The 19,133-nt window shown below is 34.8% G+C and carries 11 protein-coding genes; 7 read left to right on the forward strand and 4 right to left on the reverse strand.

The window, feature by feature from the left end:
* The first annotated feature begins 64 nt into the window (after window positions 1-64).
* The 5 genes from ACJJVJ_RS13610 (at window position 65) to ACJJVJ_RS13630 (ending at window position 9,640) form a co-directional block, all read left to right on the forward strand.
* Complete coding sequence (locus tag ACJJVJ_RS13610) at window positions 65-5,305, forward strand: reprolysin-like metallopeptidase (RefSeq protein WP_405370916.1); 5,241 nt, start codon at window positions 65-67, stop codon at window positions 5,303-5,305.
* 264 nt (window positions 5,306-5,569) lie between these two features.
* Window positions 5,570-6,856 (forward strand): citrate synthase, encoded by a 1,287-nt coding sequence (locus ACJJVJ_RS13615; protein WP_104515635.1) that lies wholly within the window; start codon window positions 5,570-5,572, stop codon window positions 6,854-6,856.
* A 161-nt stretch (window positions 6,857-7,017) separates the two neighbouring features.
* Complete coding sequence (locus tag ACJJVJ_RS13620; RefSeq protein WP_405370918.1) at window positions 7,018-7,938, forward strand: dimethylarginine dimethylaminohydrolase family protein; 921 nt, start codon at window positions 7,018-7,020, stop codon at window positions 7,936-7,938.
* Entirely contained in the window at window positions 7,938-8,867 is a 930-nt protein-coding gene (gene ctlX / locus ACJJVJ_RS13625; RefSeq protein ID WP_405370920.1) for a citrulline utilization hydrolase CtlX, read from the forward strand. Before ACJJVJ_RS13620 ends, ctlX begins: the two co-directional genes overlap by 1 nt.
* A 173-nt stretch (window positions 8,868-9,040) precedes the next feature.
* A complete protein-coding gene (locus ACJJVJ_RS13630) occupies window positions 9,041-9,640 on the forward strand; it encodes a nitroreductase family protein (RefSeq protein WP_405370922.1) in 600 nt (199 codons plus the stop codon).
* Between the two features lie 57 nt (window positions 9,641-9,697).
* Here ACJJVJ_RS13630 and ACJJVJ_RS13635 read toward each other — a convergent pair whose 3' ends face one another.
* The 4 genes from ACJJVJ_RS13635 to ACJJVJ_RS13650 all read right to left on the reverse strand — a co-directional run bounded on the left by ACJJVJ_RS13635 (window position 9,698) and on the right by ACJJVJ_RS13650 (window position 16,330).
* On the reverse strand, window positions 9,698-11,125 hold the full coding sequence (locus ACJJVJ_RS13635) for an SDR family oxidoreductase (RefSeq protein WP_405370924.1): 1,428 nt from the start codon (window positions 11,123-11,125) through the stop codon (window positions 9,698-9,700).
* A gap of 103 nt (window positions 11,126-11,228) precedes the next feature.
* Entirely contained in the window at window positions 11,229-14,924 is a 3,696-nt protein-coding gene (locus ACJJVJ_RS13640; protein ID WP_405370925.1) for a M1 family aminopeptidase, read from the reverse strand.
* A gap of 2 nt (window positions 14,925-14,926) precedes the next feature.
* Window positions 14,927-15,826, reverse strand: coding sequence for an ABC transporter ATP-binding protein (locus tag ACJJVJ_RS13645; protein ID WP_405370926.1), 900 nt, complete (start codon window positions 15,824-15,826; stop codon window positions 14,927-14,929).
* Window positions 15,827-15,904: 78 nt separating this feature from the next.
* Window positions 15,905-16,330: a hypothetical protein gene (locus ACJJVJ_RS13650; RefSeq protein WP_405370928.1), complete on the reverse strand. Its 426-nt coding sequence runs from the start codon at window positions 16,328-16,330 to the stop codon at window positions 15,905-15,907.
* A gap of 79 nt (window positions 16,331-16,409) precedes the next feature.
* Between ACJJVJ_RS13650 and argS the strand changes: the two genes are divergently transcribed.
* Entirely contained in the window at window positions 16,410-18,194 is a 1,785-nt protein-coding gene (argS, locus tag ACJJVJ_RS13655; RefSeq protein ID WP_405370930.1) for an arginine--tRNA ligase, read from the forward strand.
* Between the two features lie 359 nt (window positions 18,195-18,553).
* Window positions 18,554-19,132 (forward strand): phage tail protein, encoded by a 579-nt coding sequence (locus tag ACJJVJ_RS13660; RefSeq protein ID WP_405370932.1) that lies wholly within the window; start codon window positions 18,554-18,556, stop codon window positions 19,130-19,132.
* Window position 19,133 lies beyond the last annotated feature (1 nt).

A 19,133-nucleotide genomic window follows, 5' to 3' on the forward strand; every position in this document is an offset into this window, starting at 1 on the left:
TAGATGAAACAACCTAAAGTCAGACGAACTGTTGTTTATTTGTGATCCCAAAAATTCACAACAAATGAACAAAATTCTATTTTTTGCATTTTTAATTCTCTTACCGTTTTCTACTTATTCACAAACGATCTGGAAAAGTCCAGATATGTCTATAGTAGGTAAGATATCTAAAGATTTAAGACCGATACAGCCTAATAAATTTGATATTTTTGATATTGATGTAGATGCACTTTCTACAAAGTTAGATGGTGCAGTCGATAGATTTGATGGCGGCACAGCTATAGAAGTAGACTTTCCATTAGGTAATGATCAATTTGAAACATTTAGCATCTACACTTCTGGTGCTGTTTCTGAAGAGCTACATGCTCAATACCCACAGATTCAATCTTATGTAGGTCAGAGTAAAACAAACCTTTTAAATAAAATATATTTTACCATTACACCTAAAGGTTTTCATGGTTTAATCACTGGAGAGAAGATTCTTTATATGGATCCATATTCTAAGGTATCTCCAGAATCTATTATGATCTATAATAGAAAAGATCTTAACCGTGCTAGTGACGATAATTTTGCGTGTGAGGTAGACGATAGTTTAGACGCATTAAGTAAGTCGTCTGTTGCTGTTGCACAAACAAAATCATTTAGAGATCTTACTTTTAGAACATATAGAATAGCAATTGCTGCTACTGCAGAATATACTGCCTACCATGATGATGGAAACATAGCCAATGGGAATGCCGTGTCAGATGCTCTTGCTGGAATAGTCGTTACTCTTACAAGAGTTAACTCTGTCTATGAACAAGAAATGTCTATGAGATTCAGTCTTGTAGGAAATAATAGTAATGTTATTTATACAGATCCATCTACTGATCCTTACAGTAATTACTCTGGAAGTGATATGCTAGCTGAAAACACAAATACATTAACAAGTGTTTTGGGTACTGGTAGTTATGATATAGGTCATGTGTTCTCTACAGGTGGTGGTGGTATTGCTGGGACTAGTCCTTGTAGCACAGGTAAGGAACGTGGTGTAACGGGAATAGTTACTCCAGAATTTGATCCTTTTGATATCGATTATGTATGTCATGAGATAGGGCACCAATTTGGTGCTTCTCATACTTATTATAATCCATGTTTTGGTTCCGCTGGTGGTCAGCCGTTTGAGACAGGTAGTGCGTCAACCATTATGGGTTACGCAGGTATTTGTTCTCCAAATGTTCAGGAAAATAGTGATGCATATTTCCATGCAGCAAGTATTCAGCAAATGCATAATTCAATTGATGCAGATACTTGCGAAGTAGAAGTTAACTTAACTAATGATAATCCTACTGCTCCTATATCAAATGATTTAGCAGAAAAGTTTTTACCTATTTCTACTCCTTTTAAGCTGACTGGAAATTCTGGACAAGTTCCTGATAGTGGTGAGGTGTATACATATAACTGGGAGCAATGGGATGAAGGTACATCGGCAAATGCTGGATCAACTCAACCTCCGGTCAGCACAAATACGACTGGGCCTATGTTCCGAACTAAATTTGCAACAACTAGTCCTACTAGATATTTTCCGAACTTAGAGGAAGTGCTGAATGGTACAGATGATACTTGGGAAACTTTAAATTCGGTGTCGAGAGATATGAGGTTTGTTTGCACTATAAGAGATAATAATCTTTTTGGAGGTCAGACAGATCGTGGAGAAGTAATAGTTAAACCTAGGGATGTCGTAGGTCCCTTCGTAGTCAATACTCCATTGTTAAATGAAATATGGCACGAAGGAGAGATACAAACTGTAACTTGGGATGTTGCTGGAACCAATAGAGTAGAGCTAGCAACAGAAGTTAATATCAAATTATCATTAGATGGAGGTTACACTTATCCGGTTACATTGGCATCTAATGTGAGTAATACAGGATCTAGTAGTGTTGTTATTCCTACTGGGACTAAAACTGCAAATGCTCGAATTATGGTAGAAGCTGTAGATAACTATTTCTTTAATGTGAATAACGGTAACTTTGAGATCAAAGAAGGAACATTTGAATTAACTGCAGTAACAAAAGACTTTTCTGTTTGTCAACCTGGTAACGGAACAACTTCTTTTCAATACAACGCTGCGCCTGGTTTTAATGAAACGGTTACATTTAGCGCAGTAGGTTTACCAGCAGGATTAATAGCAAGCTTTAACCCTAACACAACTACTGTAGACGCTACGGTAGATATTGTTATTTCAGGAACATCTTCGGTAGAAGCAAGTCAGTATGATTTTACTGTAGAGGCACAATCTTCTACGGCAACAATAGTTAAAGATTTTACATTTAAACTATTTGATAATAGTATAGGAGATGTTCTTCAAGTAGCGCCAGTAAATGGTGCAGGAAATCAAGTTGCAAATCCATTACTAGAATGGGAGGATCTAGCTAGTGCTGCTAATTATTTTGTTGAAATATCAGAAAATCCTAGCTTTTCTACTATTGCAGAATCTGGTATGGTTTCTTTTGTGAATTCATATCAACCTACTGCATTAGAAGCAGGTAAAATCTATTACTGGAAAGTAACACCTTCTAGTGATTGTGTCGCTGGAACTATTAATTCAATAAGTTCTTTTCAAACAGCACAAGATGTATGTAGAACTTATGAAAATGAATATTTTGAAAACGGAGATAATGTGTGGGAAAACAGCGCAGTTAATGCCGTAAGCGCACGTATGAATATTCCAGATGATATAGAAATTACTCAAGTGAGTTATTATATGCGAGCAAGTCATTCAGATACAGGAGATATTAAAATGCAATTTAGCGCACCTTCTGGAAGATTTTCTGAAGTATATAATCGGGAATGTGCAGATGGAGCAAACTTTGACCTTACAGTAAGTGATAATGGTACTCAGAACTTTAGCTGTGCTTCAACTTATCGTGGTGCCCTAACTGGTAATCAAAGACCAGGGCAAGCTTTTACTCGTTTCAATGGGTTAAGTGCTCAAGGAGAATGGGTGCTTTTAGCAACCGATAGAGTTGGAACAGTCAGAGATAGATTTGGCAATATTACAACGCAAGATGGTGGAACATTCAATGAGTTTTCAGTTACCGTTTGTGGTAGATTACAATATGTAAATGATATCGATAATAATAGAAACTTAGGATTAACAAGTGCTTTTAATGCAACTAGCATCATTGATAATACATTATTAAGATCGGTTCAAACAGGATTTACTAATGCAAACCTAGTTTATGTAGTAACTAACGATGTAGATTATGGACAAATTCAATTAAACGGTGTAGATCTTAATGTAGGAGATTCATTTAGTCAAGGAGATTTAAATAATAGTAATATTCAATATGTACATGACTCTATGGAGTTGGTTAATGAAGACTCATTTGGATATACAGTTTTAGGTAATTCAGACACTGTTTTATTAGGTGATGTATTTACTATCACGATAGAAGATCCTACACTTATATATGATGCTGGTGCATGGTCTCCATTTGCTCCTCATGCAGAAACAGGAGGTTTAAATGCTCAAGTATTAAGTGGTGTAGCTCCTATATCTGTTAGTTCTGTGATTAATAATATGGATGTTATGGGTGCCATGAGTACTTTAGATATTAATGCAACACTTGCTGTAAAAGGCAACCTGACTGTAGATGGTCTAGTAGATGCAACAGATGGTGTTCTAGAAATAAGTGGAGCATCTAGTCAGACAGTAACTGGTACTGGATCTTTGGACTTAGATATTCTAGAGGTTAACAACACAGCTGGAGTGACCTTTGATGCTGTTACAAATATTTATAATGTCTTAAAACCTCAGTCATCTGTTATAAATGCCAATAATAATATTGTATTTAAGAGTAATGCAACCACAACAGGACAACTGGATAATGCTAGTCTAGCAACTATCAACGGCAGTGTAAAAGTAGAGCGTTATATACCAGCAAAACGAGCTTTTAGATTCCTCAGTTCTTCAGTAAACTCTACTGGTAGTATAAGAGAAAACTGGCAAGAGGATGGGAGTGTTGCAACAGGATTAGGTACGCATATTACAGGGCCAAGCGCTGCAAACGGTTTTGATGTTACCTCTACAGGAGCTTATTCTCTATTTACATTTGATAATGATAATTATTTATGGAACACGGTGCCTAATACTAATATAGAACAATTAGTTATAGGTACACCTATGAGAATGTTAGTAAGAGGAGATCGTAATACAGATTTAACAAATAATGCAGCAACACCTTCTAACACGACATTAAGGTCTAGTGGTGTTTTACATACAGGAGATTATTCGGCATCTTATGCAACTAGTAATGGAGAATTTGCGATGATAGCAAATCCATACCAGGCAGTCGTAGATTTCAAAAGCGTTTTATTAGATGCTGCAACTACTGGTATGAATGCAAACTTTGTTTATGTATGGGACCCTAATTTAAATGTACGTGGCGGTTATGCCACAGTAGATTTAGGTACGGCAAATGGTGACGCGATACCTATGTCTAGTACAGCAAATAAGTTCTTGCAACCAGGACAGTCTCTGTTTGTGTCCACTAACGGTGCTAGTACTTTAACATTTAAAGAATCTCAAAAAGCAGTTAGCCAGCCGTTGACTCAAGTCTTTGGAATCTATGATTTAGATAATGAGATAATTATTGGATTAAAGAATGCAGCGACTAGGACTGTTTTAGATCAGGCTGTGATGCGTTTTAATAATTCATATAACGACCAGGTAGATAAGAGTGATGCATTAAAGTTTAACAACTTAGATGAAACTCTTGCTATATCAAATGGTGTTGATATTCTAAGTGTAGAAAAAACACAACATCCACAAGCAGGAGATGTAACACCACTACATATTTCTAATTATAGAATAAATAACTATGTGATGGAATTAGATCTCAATTTAAACAGTGGTGTAACAGCGACTCTAGTAGATAATGAAATAGGAACGCGCACAATTTTACAAAACGGTGTGAATGTCGTTAATTTTAATGTAAGTGCTGCTGGTAGTAGTAGCAACAGATTTAAGATAGAGTATGGGGCAGCGATACTTTCCTTAGAGCAGTCGTTATTAGAAAACGATCTAGAAGTATTTCCTAATCCGGTAGTAGGTAATTCGTTTCAAGTAAATAGTAGTTATTTAAGTGGTAAAGAAGTGACTATGACTTTGTATAATACGTTAGGTCAAAGGATTTATACCCATACAAATCAGTTTGATGGTTCTCAAACCATAAAACCATCTACCGTGTTAAGCGCAGGTATGTATATTTTAAAAGTAGAAACAAATGTAGATGCTGCTGCTGTACAACTTATAGTGAAATAATTTTTTGTTAGTTTTTGGGACTACAAATTGCTTTACGGCGGCCTTTTTTGGTCGTCGTTTTGTTTTTAAGATGGTTTTAGTTTCGCTTTCGCGAAAGCGGAATTCAAGTTAAAACTGTGCTTATTCGTAGAATATTCTAAGTTATCGCCCTAAATAGATGTATTAAAGATTAAATATTTATTAAATAATTAAACTTCACTTCTATATAGTATGAAAATTAAAGCTTGTGACGTATTTTCGTAGACAGAAAATCCAAAAATAAAAATGGCAGACAAGGCGATATTAGAGTTTGAAGGCAAGAAATACGAGTTTCCTGTTATTACTGGCTCAGAAGATGAAAAGGCAATAGACATAAAAACACTTAGAGGTGCAACTGGTGGACTTACCACTATTGACCCAGGTTATAAAAATACTGGTAGTTGTACTAGTGCAATAACATTCTTAAATGGTGAAGAAGGAATTCTTAGATATAGAGGTTACTCTATAGAAGACCTTGCAGATAAAGCTGATTTCCTTGAAGTTGCCTATTTATTAATCTTTGGTGAGTTACCTACAACTACTCAATTAGAGAAGTTTCACAGTGACATTAAAGCTCAATCTCATGTAGATGAAGATGTAAAGAAAATTTTAGATGGTTTTCCTAAGACGGCTCACCCTATGGGAGTGCTTTCTTCTTTAACAAGTGCGCTTATAGCATTTAATCCATCTTCAGTAAATGTAGATAGTGAAGAAGATATGTACAAAGCTATCGTGAACATCATGGGTAAATTCCCAGTTCTTGTAGCATGGGCATTAAGAAAACGTACAGGACAGCCACTTGATTATGGTGATGATAGTCTAGGTTATGTAGATAACATCCTTAAAATGATGTTTAAGAAACCTAATTCTGAATATAAAGTAGACCCTATTGTTTCTAACGCACTAGATAAATTATTAATCCTTCATGCAGACCATGAGCAAAACTGTTCAACAAGTACAGTACGTATCGTAGGTTCTTCTCATGCAGGTCTTTTTGCTAGTTTAAGTGCTGGTATATCTGCACTTTGGGGACCACTTCATGGTGGTGCTAACCAGGCAGTTCTTGAAATGCTAGAAGCAATTAAAGAAGATGGTGGTGATACTAAAAAGTATATGGCTAAGGCTAAGGATAAGAATGATCCATTCCGTTTAATGGGATTCGGACACAGAGTTTATAAAAACTTTGATCCACGTGCTAAGATCATAAAAGTAGCTGCAGACGAGGTTCTTGAAGCATTAGGTGTAGAAGATCCTATCTTAGACATTGCTAAAGGTCTAGAACAAGAAGCTCTTAACGATCCTTACTTTGTAGATCGTAAATTATATCCTAACGTAGATTTCTATTCTGGTATTATTTACCGTGCAATGGGAATTCCAGTTGAAATGTTTACAGTTATGTTTGCATTAGGACGTCTTCCAGGATGGATCGCACAATGGAAAGAAATGAGAGAAAATAAAGAACCTATAGGTAGACCACGTCAGGTTTATACAGGTGAAAACTTAAGATCTTTTAAAGAAGCATCTGACAGATAATCTCTTTTAAATTAGATATTTAAAACTCCCAAAAGTAATTGCTTTTGGGAGTTTTTTAATTTTATAAACTTTATAAGTTGATCTTTAAATGATTATAAATGGTTGATAAATGCATTATCATATTGGTAGAAAAGACTAGCGGTAATTATTAAATTCGCATTATGGAAAAAATTAATCTTCATGTTAATAACGAGACCTCAAGGTTAAGGTCGGTAATTTTAGGTACAGCTAAAAGCAATGGTCCAGTGCCAGATCTAGTAGATGCCTATGACCCTAAGTCTAGAGAACACATCATAGCAGGTACTTATCCTAAAAATGAGGATATGGTAAGAGAGATGGAAGCGGTTGCTGCTGTGTTTGAGAAATATGATGTAAAGGTTTTTAGACCTGAACAAATAGAAGACTGTAATCAGATATTTACACGTGATATAGGTTTTGTAATCGATAATGTTTTTGTGAAGGCAAATATTCTCCCAGATCGTGAGGAAGAAATAGAGGCTATACAATACGTAATAGACCTAATTAATCCTGACAACGTAGTACGACCTCCAGAAGAGGTTCATATAGAAGGTGGTGATGTTATGTTATATAACGATCATGTTTTTGTGGGGACTTATCGTGGAGAGGACTATGCAGATTATATAATAGCTCGCACTAATGTACAAGGTGTGGAATGGCTAGAAAAAACTTTTCCTAATAAGAAAGTGGTCTCTTTTAATTTAAGAAAAGATAATCACGATCCATACAATAACGCATTGCATTTAGATTGTTGTTTCCAGCCTGTAGGTGACGGTAAATGTATTATACATAGAAACGGATTTTTACAAGAAGAAGAGTATCAATATTTAATTGATTTCTTTGGATCAGAAAATTGCTTTGAAATATCTCAAGAAGAGATGTATTACATGAATTCAAATATCTTTTCTATCGCTCCAGACGTAGTAGTGTCAGAAAATAATTTTACAAGATTAAATACATGGTTGCGCGGTCACGGTATCACCGTAGAAGAAGTGCCATATGCTGAAATATCAAAACAAGAAGGTCTTTTAAGATGTTCTACCTTACCCTTAATTAGAGATTAATGAGACAAATTACTGATACCATTTTCATGGTACGCCCTATACAGTTCCGTTTAAACGAAGAAACTGCCGTAAACAACTATTATCAAGATGAAGGCGTAAAGATCATTGATCAAAACAAGAAAGCTCAAGATGAATTTGACGCTTTTGTAATAGCATTACAAGAAAAAGGAATTCATGTATTAGTAGTACAAGATCGCATAGAATTTGACACGCCAGATTCTATATTTCCTAACAACTGGATCTCTACTCATGAAAACGGAGACATCGCATTATATCCTATGTTTGCCGAGAACAGACGTAGAGAGAGAAGACCAGACGCTATGGAGTTAATGGAAGCAGAAGGTTTCCAGATCAATAACGTTATAGATTACACAAGTGCTGAAGACGAAGGGATCTTTCTAGAAGGAACTGGTAGTTTGTTATTAGATCGTGTAAATCGTAAAGCATACTGTAGTTTATCTGCTCGTGCAGACGAAGAACTGATGATCGAATTTTGTGAAGATTTTGAATACACACCTGTTATCTTCAAAGCTTATCAAACAGTAGGGGAAGAGCGTCTATCTATTTATCATACTAACGTAATGATGGCTCTAGGAGAAGATTATGCAGTAATTTGCCTAGATTCTATTGATGATAAGAAAGAAGCTAAAAACGTTCTTAATCACCTTAAAGAAAACGGTAAAGAAGTTATAAAGATTACCGAAGAGCAAGTGAATGCGTTTGCAGGTAACATGATGCAGGTTCATAATGATAAAGGTGATCGCATTCTAGTAATGAGTGACCAGGCATATAAGTCGTTAACTCCTATGCAAATTGAAAAATTAGAAAAATATAACGAGATTTTACATCCATCTATTTCTACTATTGAAACCTTAGGTGGTGGCTCTGTAAGATGTATGATGGCTGAGGTGTTTTTACCTAAGGTATAGATGCTTTTGATTTTCTAGATTAATTTTTTCGACTCTTTTTTAACTTTTAAATGATGTTGTTTTAAGAACCACTGTTAAAGTTGTTGCGTTTATTTATAAACTTGTGGCATCTATTATAGGAATGCTTAAATTCATAGAAATAAGCGTAATACATAAATCTTAAAATTTAATATATGAGTTTTTTAGAATCGATGCAATGGAGGTATTCAACAAAAAGATATAATCCTTCAAAGAAAGTGGCGGTAGATAAAATGGAAGAATTGAAAGAAATTCTTAGGTTATCACCTTCTTCTATTAATAGCCAGCCGTGGAATTTTACATTTGTAAATGATGACGATTTAAAAGATAAATTAGCTGCAGCTTCTTATTTTAATGAACATAAAATTAAAGATTGTGATACTCTAGTTATCTTTAACAGAGTTGATAATTTAGAATTATTTGAAGAGCAAATAGAAAACTCATTACCAGAGGGTTCTGTAAAGTATTATAAAGATGTTTTAAAGCCATTATCTAAGAAAGATATAACTACATGGTTTGATAAGCAGGTTTATCTTTCTATAGGTGTATTATTAAGCGCTTGTGCGCAAATGAAAATAGATGCAACACCTATGGAAGGTATCGATGCTGTAAAGTATAATAAAATTTTAGGACATAAAGGTTATCATTCTATAGTCGCAGTGGCTGTTGGATATCGAGATGAAGATGATAGTAATCAAATAGATCGTAGTCCTAAATCTAGATTACCTATGGAAAAAGTTGTAACCTCTATTTAAACAAATATGCTCACGAGAGATAGAGTTAAATTAACCTCTCGTGAGGATTTTTCAATACTACTTACCAGTTGCAATTTTCCTGATCATACCAGCAAAAATAAAGTAATGAAACGGTAGCATAGAGTACCAGTATAATCTACCCCAAATACCTTTGGGTCTAAAAGTGGCTGTTTGATGTACGACATTGTTCTCATCGATTTCAAATTCTAACCAGGCTTCTCCTGGCACACGCATTTCAGCAAAGAGTAACAATCTTTTTCCTTCCCGATCTGCAACAAGAACACGCCAAAAATCTAAGGCATCTCCAGCATAAATAGTGGTAGGATTTGTACGACCGCGTCGCAAGCCTACACCACCTAAAAGCTTATCCAGATAACCTCTTATTTTCCATAAAAACGTTGCGTAATAATAACCGTTTTTACCGCCTATGGACCAGATCCTTTCCAGCGCCGCGTCAGGATTATTAGCTGCTAGTTTTTGAGCATCCTTAAGACATCCATAACTTGGGACCTGTTTATATTTATTGAGATTGTTTTTAAATCTGCCGCTCACCATAGAATCTTTCCAGCTGCTGACTACCTGATTTTGCTCAATTTTTGCAAAAGCCATAGTAAGCGCTTCTTGATAATCGTATAATTCTATGCCTAACCTTTGAGCAAGATCATTCTTAGAAGCGATCACTTCTATAGCCATGCTGTTTACTAGATTTTGAGCAAGTTTATAACTCGTGCTGGTTACAAAGTACAACCAGTAACTACTCAACTTAGGCGTCATAACAGGCACCGTAATTATAGCCAGTTTTAAATTCCTATTTTTAGCATAGCCTTGCATCATTTCCTTGTAGGTTAGAATGCTTTTACCACCTATATCAAAACTTTGACGGTAACAATCTTCTCTACCTAAAACGCCTATTAAAAAACTCATCACATTGCGTATAGCGATGGGATGCGTTTTAGTATTTACCCATTTAGGAGTGATCATTACAGGTAACTTTTCACATAGGTCGCGTACTATTTCAAAAGAAGAACTACCACTACCCACAATTATTCCAGCTCTTAATACCGTGAGGTTATAATCTCCTGTATAGAGTATGTCTTCCACTCGCTTTCGCGAAAGCAAATGCTTACTCAATTTATCCTCGTTCACTATTCCGGAGAGATAAATAACTTGTTTACAGTCTGTTTCTCTAATTAATTTTACAAAGTTTTGAGCACTTTGCGCTTCTAGTTGATCAAAATCTTCTGTGCTCGATGTCATGGAATGGATCAAATAATAGGCAGCATCGATATCTTGAGGTAATTTTTGATTTAATTCTACCTTTAGAAAATCTACTTCTATAATCTCTATTTGATCGCGTATTTCTTGTGGCACAGATAGTCTTGCCGCATTGCGCACTGCACAAACCACTTTATGATCTGCTTTAAGAAGTTCATATAATAAACGAACTCCTATATAACCGTTGGCACCTGTAAGTAATACTTTCATGTCTTAAAGATACTACACTAGATAGGTACCTCGACCAATAGTTTGTTAAAACAAAAAACGCCATCTGGTGAAGATGGCGTTTTAAGACTATTATAAAAGTATTTTACTCTTCTTTTTTCTTGCTTTTTTTATTGTCAGATTTGCTCAACAACATGCGATTATCATCACTGTTTCTATCAATCAGAATATTGAATGGATCAATTCCTGCTTCAATAGGTTTTGAGTCTACAACAATGTCAAAGGAATTAGAAATCTCCGAGATCTTAACTTTTTTAAGGTATAGTACGCTTTCTTCTCCTGTTTCTTTGTCTTCTTCTCCAAAAACACCTACCTCGATATAATCAGCAAGTGGTAAGGATTTTATGGCTCTTTTCTTTCCTTCTGGAGTAAATGAAATGCTGTCTCCTGCGATGTTTTTGTAAACAGATTTACCTTTTTTATCAGACCTGTATTTACTTGTCAAAGCATTTATGTTGACAAGGTATTTACCATCAGGAAGTTCTGTGTAAGTAGCTTTTTTAACTTTATTATCATATAAAGTTATAGTTTCAAACATATCGGTAACTAGATACTGCAATGAGTCTGGTGTTACAGCTCTTATATCTTCCACAAATTCTATAGACGTGGGATAAGGAGCTGCTTTGAATTGATATTTCTCTGCAAATCTTTTTACTACATCATTGAATTTCTTTTCACCTAGATAATCACTCATCGCATACAACACGAGAGATCCTTTTTGATAATGAATATACTGTTGATTTTCATTAAACATCAATGGATTCTCACCTATAGATTCTACCGTTCTACCTAGTAAATATCGATCCATAGCATTCTTCAAGAATTTGCGCATTTGTATTTTACCACTTCCTTTTTCTAGAACTTTTAAAGAACTGTACTCAGAAAGGCTTTCAGAAAGTAAAGTCATTCCTTTTGCTTTGGCACCTATAACTTGATGCGCCCACCATTGGTGTGCTAGTTCGTGAGCAGTAACACTATAAGGAACATCAACACCGTTTTGGTCATCTTCATCAACATCTGCAATGAAACCTATGGCTTCACTAAAAGGTATCGTATTAGGGAACGCTTGTGCAAAACCACCACCAGTTCTCGGGAACTCAATGACACGTGCTTGTCTATGCTGGTAAGGCGTATAATTATCATTATAATAATCTAGACCATCTTTAAGACCACTCATCATTCTATTAATATTATAATCATGATCTGGATGATAGTAAATTTCAAGTTTCACACCATCATGTTCATCTCTTAATACATCATACTTACCACTCATGAAGTTATAGAAGTTAAGAATCTTACTATCCATTTTATAATGAAAGTATTTACGATCATTTTCTTCCCATTCTTTAGTAAGATATCCAGGAGCAATAGCTATTTGATCATTACTCGTGCTTACGGTTGCTTCAAAGTCTATCCAGTCGCTATTTCCACCTATATAATTATTATTTGTTGCTCCAGGAGCTAATGGAGATGGCAGCCTGTCCTTAGGAGGTAGGTCATATTTCTCACGTAATTTAGTATTTCTTATTTCAAAATTATCGCTATATCCTAAGGTAGGGAAAATACTGCTGTTAAGGAATGTACCATTTTGAACGATAGGAGAGAAGTTGTTAAGCAAAGAAGCTTTTCTATTATGCTTATCAACCGTAAAAATTAATGTATCATTTGGTTGCAGCGCTTCTTGAAATTTATAGATGGTATAATCATAATCTTTGTTTTCATAAACGATATCTGCTTTACGACTTAATTGAATATTAACAAGACTATCCATAGCACTATTAACATGTAAACTGTCGATTGCTACACTAGATTTGTTAACCATAGTCATTACCGCTTTGGCATTGTAATCGCCGTCGTAAGGATAGATGTCAACATTTGCTTTCACGGAAATTATTCTAGGTTGAGGTATGTCTAAATATTGAGAAAGGTCTTTTTCATAGTTGACTCTTAATTGTTCTCTTTCTTTCGATGAAGTGATCTCGCGTTCCACATTATTAGACCTCCAGATCATAGTACCTGTGGTAAAGAATCCTATTAGAGATATAAATAATACACCTAACATTGCAGGTTTAAATCTTTTTTTAGCTATGTAAAAGCGTTCTACAGCTTTTACACCTACACCTCTTCTGTACAAAGTAATTGAAGTTACGATACTTGCAATACCTAAGAATATCCAATAGACTCTGTAAGCGATAAACTTATTGATAAAACCATAACCATTCATGTCGCTGGCGCTTAAACCACTACCGCCTTGATTAAATTTAAATTGAGCTTGTTCTATACCTATTCCATCTAAAATTAATGGTATAAATAAGAGTACAAATAGTAAAAGAATAAATCCTACCCATCTATTTTTAATGAGCGTATGAACAATAAGTGATAATCCTATCCAAGGAATGAACCACCAAATCCCAACTAAGAATAAGTCCTTTAGGTAAAGTCCTATTTCATATTCATAAAAACCTCTTGCCGTTTGAACCGTCATACCGGTAAGCATTATAAAAGATTGATACAATGCAATCATTAAAAATAAAGCTAAAGCCTTTGAGATCAACATAGAAGTATTGCTTACTGGTGTAACATCTAGTATCTGTCCCATATGAGCAAGTCTTGCTCTATTCATCAAAAAACCTCCATAAAGAGCGATAAGAATCACACCAAAAGCTCTAAATGATCCAGAAGCATTTGATAACATACTCCATGTTTTAGGTAAAGAAGATGTTCCAAAAACGCTGTTAATATCTATCATACTTAAAAATGCAAATAGAAATGCAAACAAAGTAATGATGATAAACGGCCAGCTTTTTACGATATATTTAAAATCAGTAAAAGCCATAGTCCATAAAGATTTAAGCTGGTTTGTAAAGCCGAAATCTCTTTTTACCCTAGGCATTTCAACTCTTTGAATTACTCCAAAGTTGCTTTTGGTCATTCTCTTTTTCTTAGGTTTTCTTAATGAAATACTTGAAGGGTTTTGAGAGAAATTAAACCTGAAGATGGTACCTATAAAAACGATAAGAGATATAGTTAACCATATCAATCTATTATACAGTATATTTCCCTCAATAGGTATCAATTGATTACTTTGCTCATCAGGAGTCCAATATTTGATCGTTTCTGCAAGAGCTGTATCTCCAGTAGGTTCTAGTAATTGTAACCAGGTAGTGTCTTCCATTTCTTGACCAGCTATTCCTGTTGCAATTTGGACTATGAATAAGATCAATACAAAAATAAATGCAGCATTTAAGTTTCTGAAAAAGGCGGTGATTGCAAAAATAATAGCGCTGTAAAAGAATGTATTAGGGATGGTGTAAACTAAGAATGGTTGCAGGTAATTAATCAATTTGAAAGGCCCCAAGTTCTCCTCGTTTGCACCAGGTAAATAAAATCCTATAGTAATAAATACAATACAGCCTAAAACAATAATTAAAGTAATCGTAAACCCAGCTAAAAATTTTGATGCTAGATAACTGACTTTAGTCATTGGATAACTATACAAAACATTATGCATATTATTTCGATAATCTCGTTGTAACGTTCCTCCTATTAGTGTAGGTAATAAGAAATAAAGAAGTATCATGAATATACCTAGCATACCATAGATAGAAAGAGCACTATTTACTTTGGCAGTCGAAACTACAGTTGCACCTGTAAAATCAAATACTCCTGAAGCAAGGGCACTTAATAACAATGCAAGAATCCATAAAATAGCAGCAAATATATAAGGAGCTGGTTTCTTAAACCAGGTCTTTATCTCATGTAAATAAATCGTACTAAACATAATTATACATTTGAAAGTTCAGTTACACCTTGATCTTGACGCAATGTAGTAAAGTATACATCTTCTAGTGTTGGGCTCGCTTTCGCGAAAGCGGAATCCAATAAATCTTTACTGAAAACACGTATCATTAAATCACTATTTTCATTAAAACTAGTAGAAATAACATTGTATTCAGATTCATAACGCTCTAATTCTTCTCTTTCAATAGATCTAGTAAATACCTTACCATTTAATGCTGCAACCATTTCTTTAGGAGTTGATTGAGCGAGTATTTTACCACCATTAAGAATCGCCATGTCGGTACAAAGCTCTTTAACGTCATCCACAATGTGAGTGGAGAAAATAACAATATGATTAGTTCCTATTTCTCTAAGAACATTTAAAAAACGTCTTCTTTCTGCAGGATCCAGTCCAGCTGTAGGTTCATCTACAATAATTAACTTAGGGTCGTTAAGTAGTAATTGAGCGATACCAAAACGTTGTTTCATACCGCCAGAATATCCAGCTACGTGCTTGTGTTGTACCTCAGTAAGATTAGTGATTTCTAGCGCTTTTTCTACGATAAGTTTTCTATCTGATTTGCTAGAAACACCTTTAAGAGTTGCAAAGTAATGCAGTAAATCATGTGCACTCATTTTAGGATACACACCAAATTCTTGTGGCAGATAACCTAAGTTTTTTCTAAATTCGATCTTGTTATTTAAAATATCTAATCCGTCTAGATGTATACTACCAGAGTCAGGAGACTGTAAAGTAGCAATAGTTCTCATTAAGGAAGATTTACCAGCACCATTAGGACCTAGTAAACCGAACATACCAGCGTTGATATCTATCGTTACATTATCTAGCGCTTTTACACCATTACTATATGTTTTAGAAACATTCTTTAAACTGAGAATCATGTGATTGAAATTTATTATTTAAAGAGTTAGTGTCTCCTTCATCCAATACGTTACATTTTTCTCTTATAAAGACGCCGATTATAAGTCATCTATGTATTCAAAACCTTGGTCAGATTTTAATTGAGCTAGCTTTTCAAAAAACTTATGAATCTTCTTATGATCTGCCTTTACTTTAATAAAGTAGTTATCTCTATGTATACTATACTCTTGGGCTTTTCCTTTATAAATAACCAGTTTATAATAGGGAATAGGCAGGGCATAGGTTTCTAGTAAAGATCTAAATCTTAATATCACACCGTTTTTCCTCAACTCCATGTTGCAAGAATTAATGTTGTTACCCAGTACTAATAGGTTGTGAATCTGTATGCTGCATGCGGTTATAAAAAGCTTAGGAGAACCAGATCCTTTTAATTTCCACCTTTCCTTTAAAGTGAGAATAGCACCTACCTCGCTAGAAATAGCGCGTTCAATTTTAGGATTATTGTAAGAGACATTATGTAGCATATCGTAAAGTTACTTTCTTAGTAGTAGTAATTCCCTAAGCCTTTCATAATCCTTATCTTTGCGGGCTTAAATTTTTATTATGACACTTTTTCAACAACTGGAGAACGCATCAAAAGAAGCTGTAAAATCTATTTTTTCTATAGAATTAGATAATGTAGAAATTACGCTTACGCGAAAGGATCAAAACGGAGACTTTACCATCATGGTATTTCCTATGTTACGTCATATTAAAGGTAATCCAGCGGCGATAGGTCAACAAATAGGAGAGTATCTAATAGAGAATACTGATTTAGTTACCGATATAGAAGTCATTAAAGGTTTTTTAAACATAACAGTTGCTGCAACAGCATTCTTAAAAGACTTTAACCGAATACTTAGTGATGCAAATTATGGTGTAAAAAATCAAGATACTACCCAACCTGGTGTTATGGTAGAATATAGTTCTCCTAACACAAATAAACCGCTTCACTTAGGACATGTTAGAAATAACTTATTAGGTTTTTCTGTAGCAAATATTATTGAGGCGACTGGACGCACAGTAAACAAAACACAAATTATAAACGATCGTGGAATTCATATTTGTAAATCTATGCTAGCATGGGAGCAATATGGAGATGGCGAGACTCCAGAATCTACAGGTTTAAAAGGAGATAAATTAGTAGGTAACTACTATGTGAAATTTGATCAGGAATATAAAAAGGAAATAGCAACTCTTATTGCTCAAGGTAAAACCGAAGAAGAAGCAAAGAAAGAAGCTCCGTCTATTCTAGCAGCTCAAGAAATGCTTCAAAAATGGGAGCAAGGCGATGCTGAGGTAGTTGCACTATGGGAAAAGATGAACAGCTGGGTTTATGACGGTTTTGAAACTACGTATAGAAATCTAGGAGTAAACTTTGATAGTTTGTATTACGAAAGTAATACGTATTTATTAGGTAGGGATGTCGTACAAGAAGGTCTTGATAAAGGTGTTTTTGAAAAAGATCCTGATGGTTCTGTATGGATAGATCTTACAGAAGATGGGTTAGACAGAAAAATTGTTTTACGTAGTGATGGAACTGCAGTTTACATGACTCAAGATATAGGAACAGCTATACAGAGAGTAAAAGATCACAACATTAATTCTATGGTTTATACCGTAGGTAATGAACAAGATTATCACTTTAAAGTACTTTTCTTAATACTTAAGAAACTAGGTTTTGACTGGGCAGAGAACTTATACCACCTGAGTTATGGTATGGTAGAACTTCCTTCTGGTAAAATGAAATCTCGTGAAGGAACGGTGGTAGATGCTGACGAGTTGATGGAAGAAATGACCTCAACTGCAAAAACCATTGCACAAGAACAAGGAAAATTAGAAGGTCTTTCTGAAGATGAGAAAGAACGTCTGTATAATATGATAGGCTTAGGGGCTTTAAAATACTTTATGCTGAAAGTAGACCCTAAGAAAAACATGATGTTTGATCCAGCAGAATCGGTAGATTTTCAAGGGAATACCGGTCCTTTTATTCAATATACACATGCTCGTATTCAGTCGATATTAAAGAAAACAGGATTTGATTCTAATAAATTAATGACTGCCACAAATTTAGAGTTGACAGATAAGGATACCGCAGTGATAATGTCATTGCAGCAATATCCTACCATGATACAAACTGCGGCAGATAAATACAGTCCAGCATTAATAGCAAACTATGTATACGAGTTAGTAAAAGAATTCAATTCTTTCTATCAAAACGTACCAAAAATAGTAGAAGAAAATAATGCAGACTTGAAGCAATTCCGTTTGTTATTATGTTATAAGACAGCAGCTGTTGTAAAAAGCGCTTGTCATCTTATGGGAATAGAAGTTCCTGAACAAATGTAAAATACAGTAAGAACTCATATCTATGGGTACTAAGCTTCTTTTTAATTCATCGTGAATTAAGAAGAAGCTTTTTTTGTTATAGATAATTCATTGAACGGACTCTTTCTCTCAATTATTCTCATCATTTACTAGAATTAGATGATTTAATTCAAGTTTTAAGAACTGAGTTGGTCTAATCTTTTAGACGAATGACATCCTAATTTATGTGATTTCAGCTGTATTTGGGTATTTATACCCATTAGGCTATGGGTGTAAGTACGTAATTTAAAGTCATCGTCCTGATAACAGGTCATAACAGGCATTTTTCAAGTGTATTTTTAGCGTCTCAAACCTTAAAAATATAACCTGAAATTACTATTATGAAAAAAACTACTTTTATTTTATTATTCATGCTTTTAGGAAGCATTTATAATGTGAGTGCACAAGATGACTTTATAGGCGAAGTGAAAATGTTTGCTGGGAATTTCGCTCCTAGAGGATGGGCGCTTTGTCAAGGTCAATTATTACCTATTGCTCAAAATTCAGCTTTATTTAGTATAATAGGAACCACTTATGGTGGTGATGGTCGTACTACTTTTGCACTTCCAGATTTACGTGGTAGAGTACCAGAAGGAGTTGGAACTGGTCCAGGATTATCTCCTGTCCAATGGGGACAAAGATCAGGAGCTGAAACTGTGACCTTAACAACGGCAAATTTACCATCACATAATCATGCGGTAAATGGTGTGTCCGAAGTAGGGACTACTAATGTTCCTTCAGGAGCTTACCCTGCAAATTCAGGTGTTTTTGATAATGAATATGGAACTGGAACATCTACTCCTATGCATGCAGGTATGATAGGGTATACTGGTGGTAGTCAGCCAGTCAGTATCAAACAACCTTCTTTAGGTATGTATTACATCATTTGTTTACAAGGAATTTTCCCTTCAAGAAGTTAGT

The sequence above is a fragment of the Nonlabens sp. Asnod2-A12 genome, from assembly GCF_045063745.1.
In the GTDB taxonomy this organism is placed as follows: Bacteria; Bacteroidota; Bacteroidia; order Flavobacteriales; family Flavobacteriaceae; genus Nonlabens; species Nonlabens xylanidelens.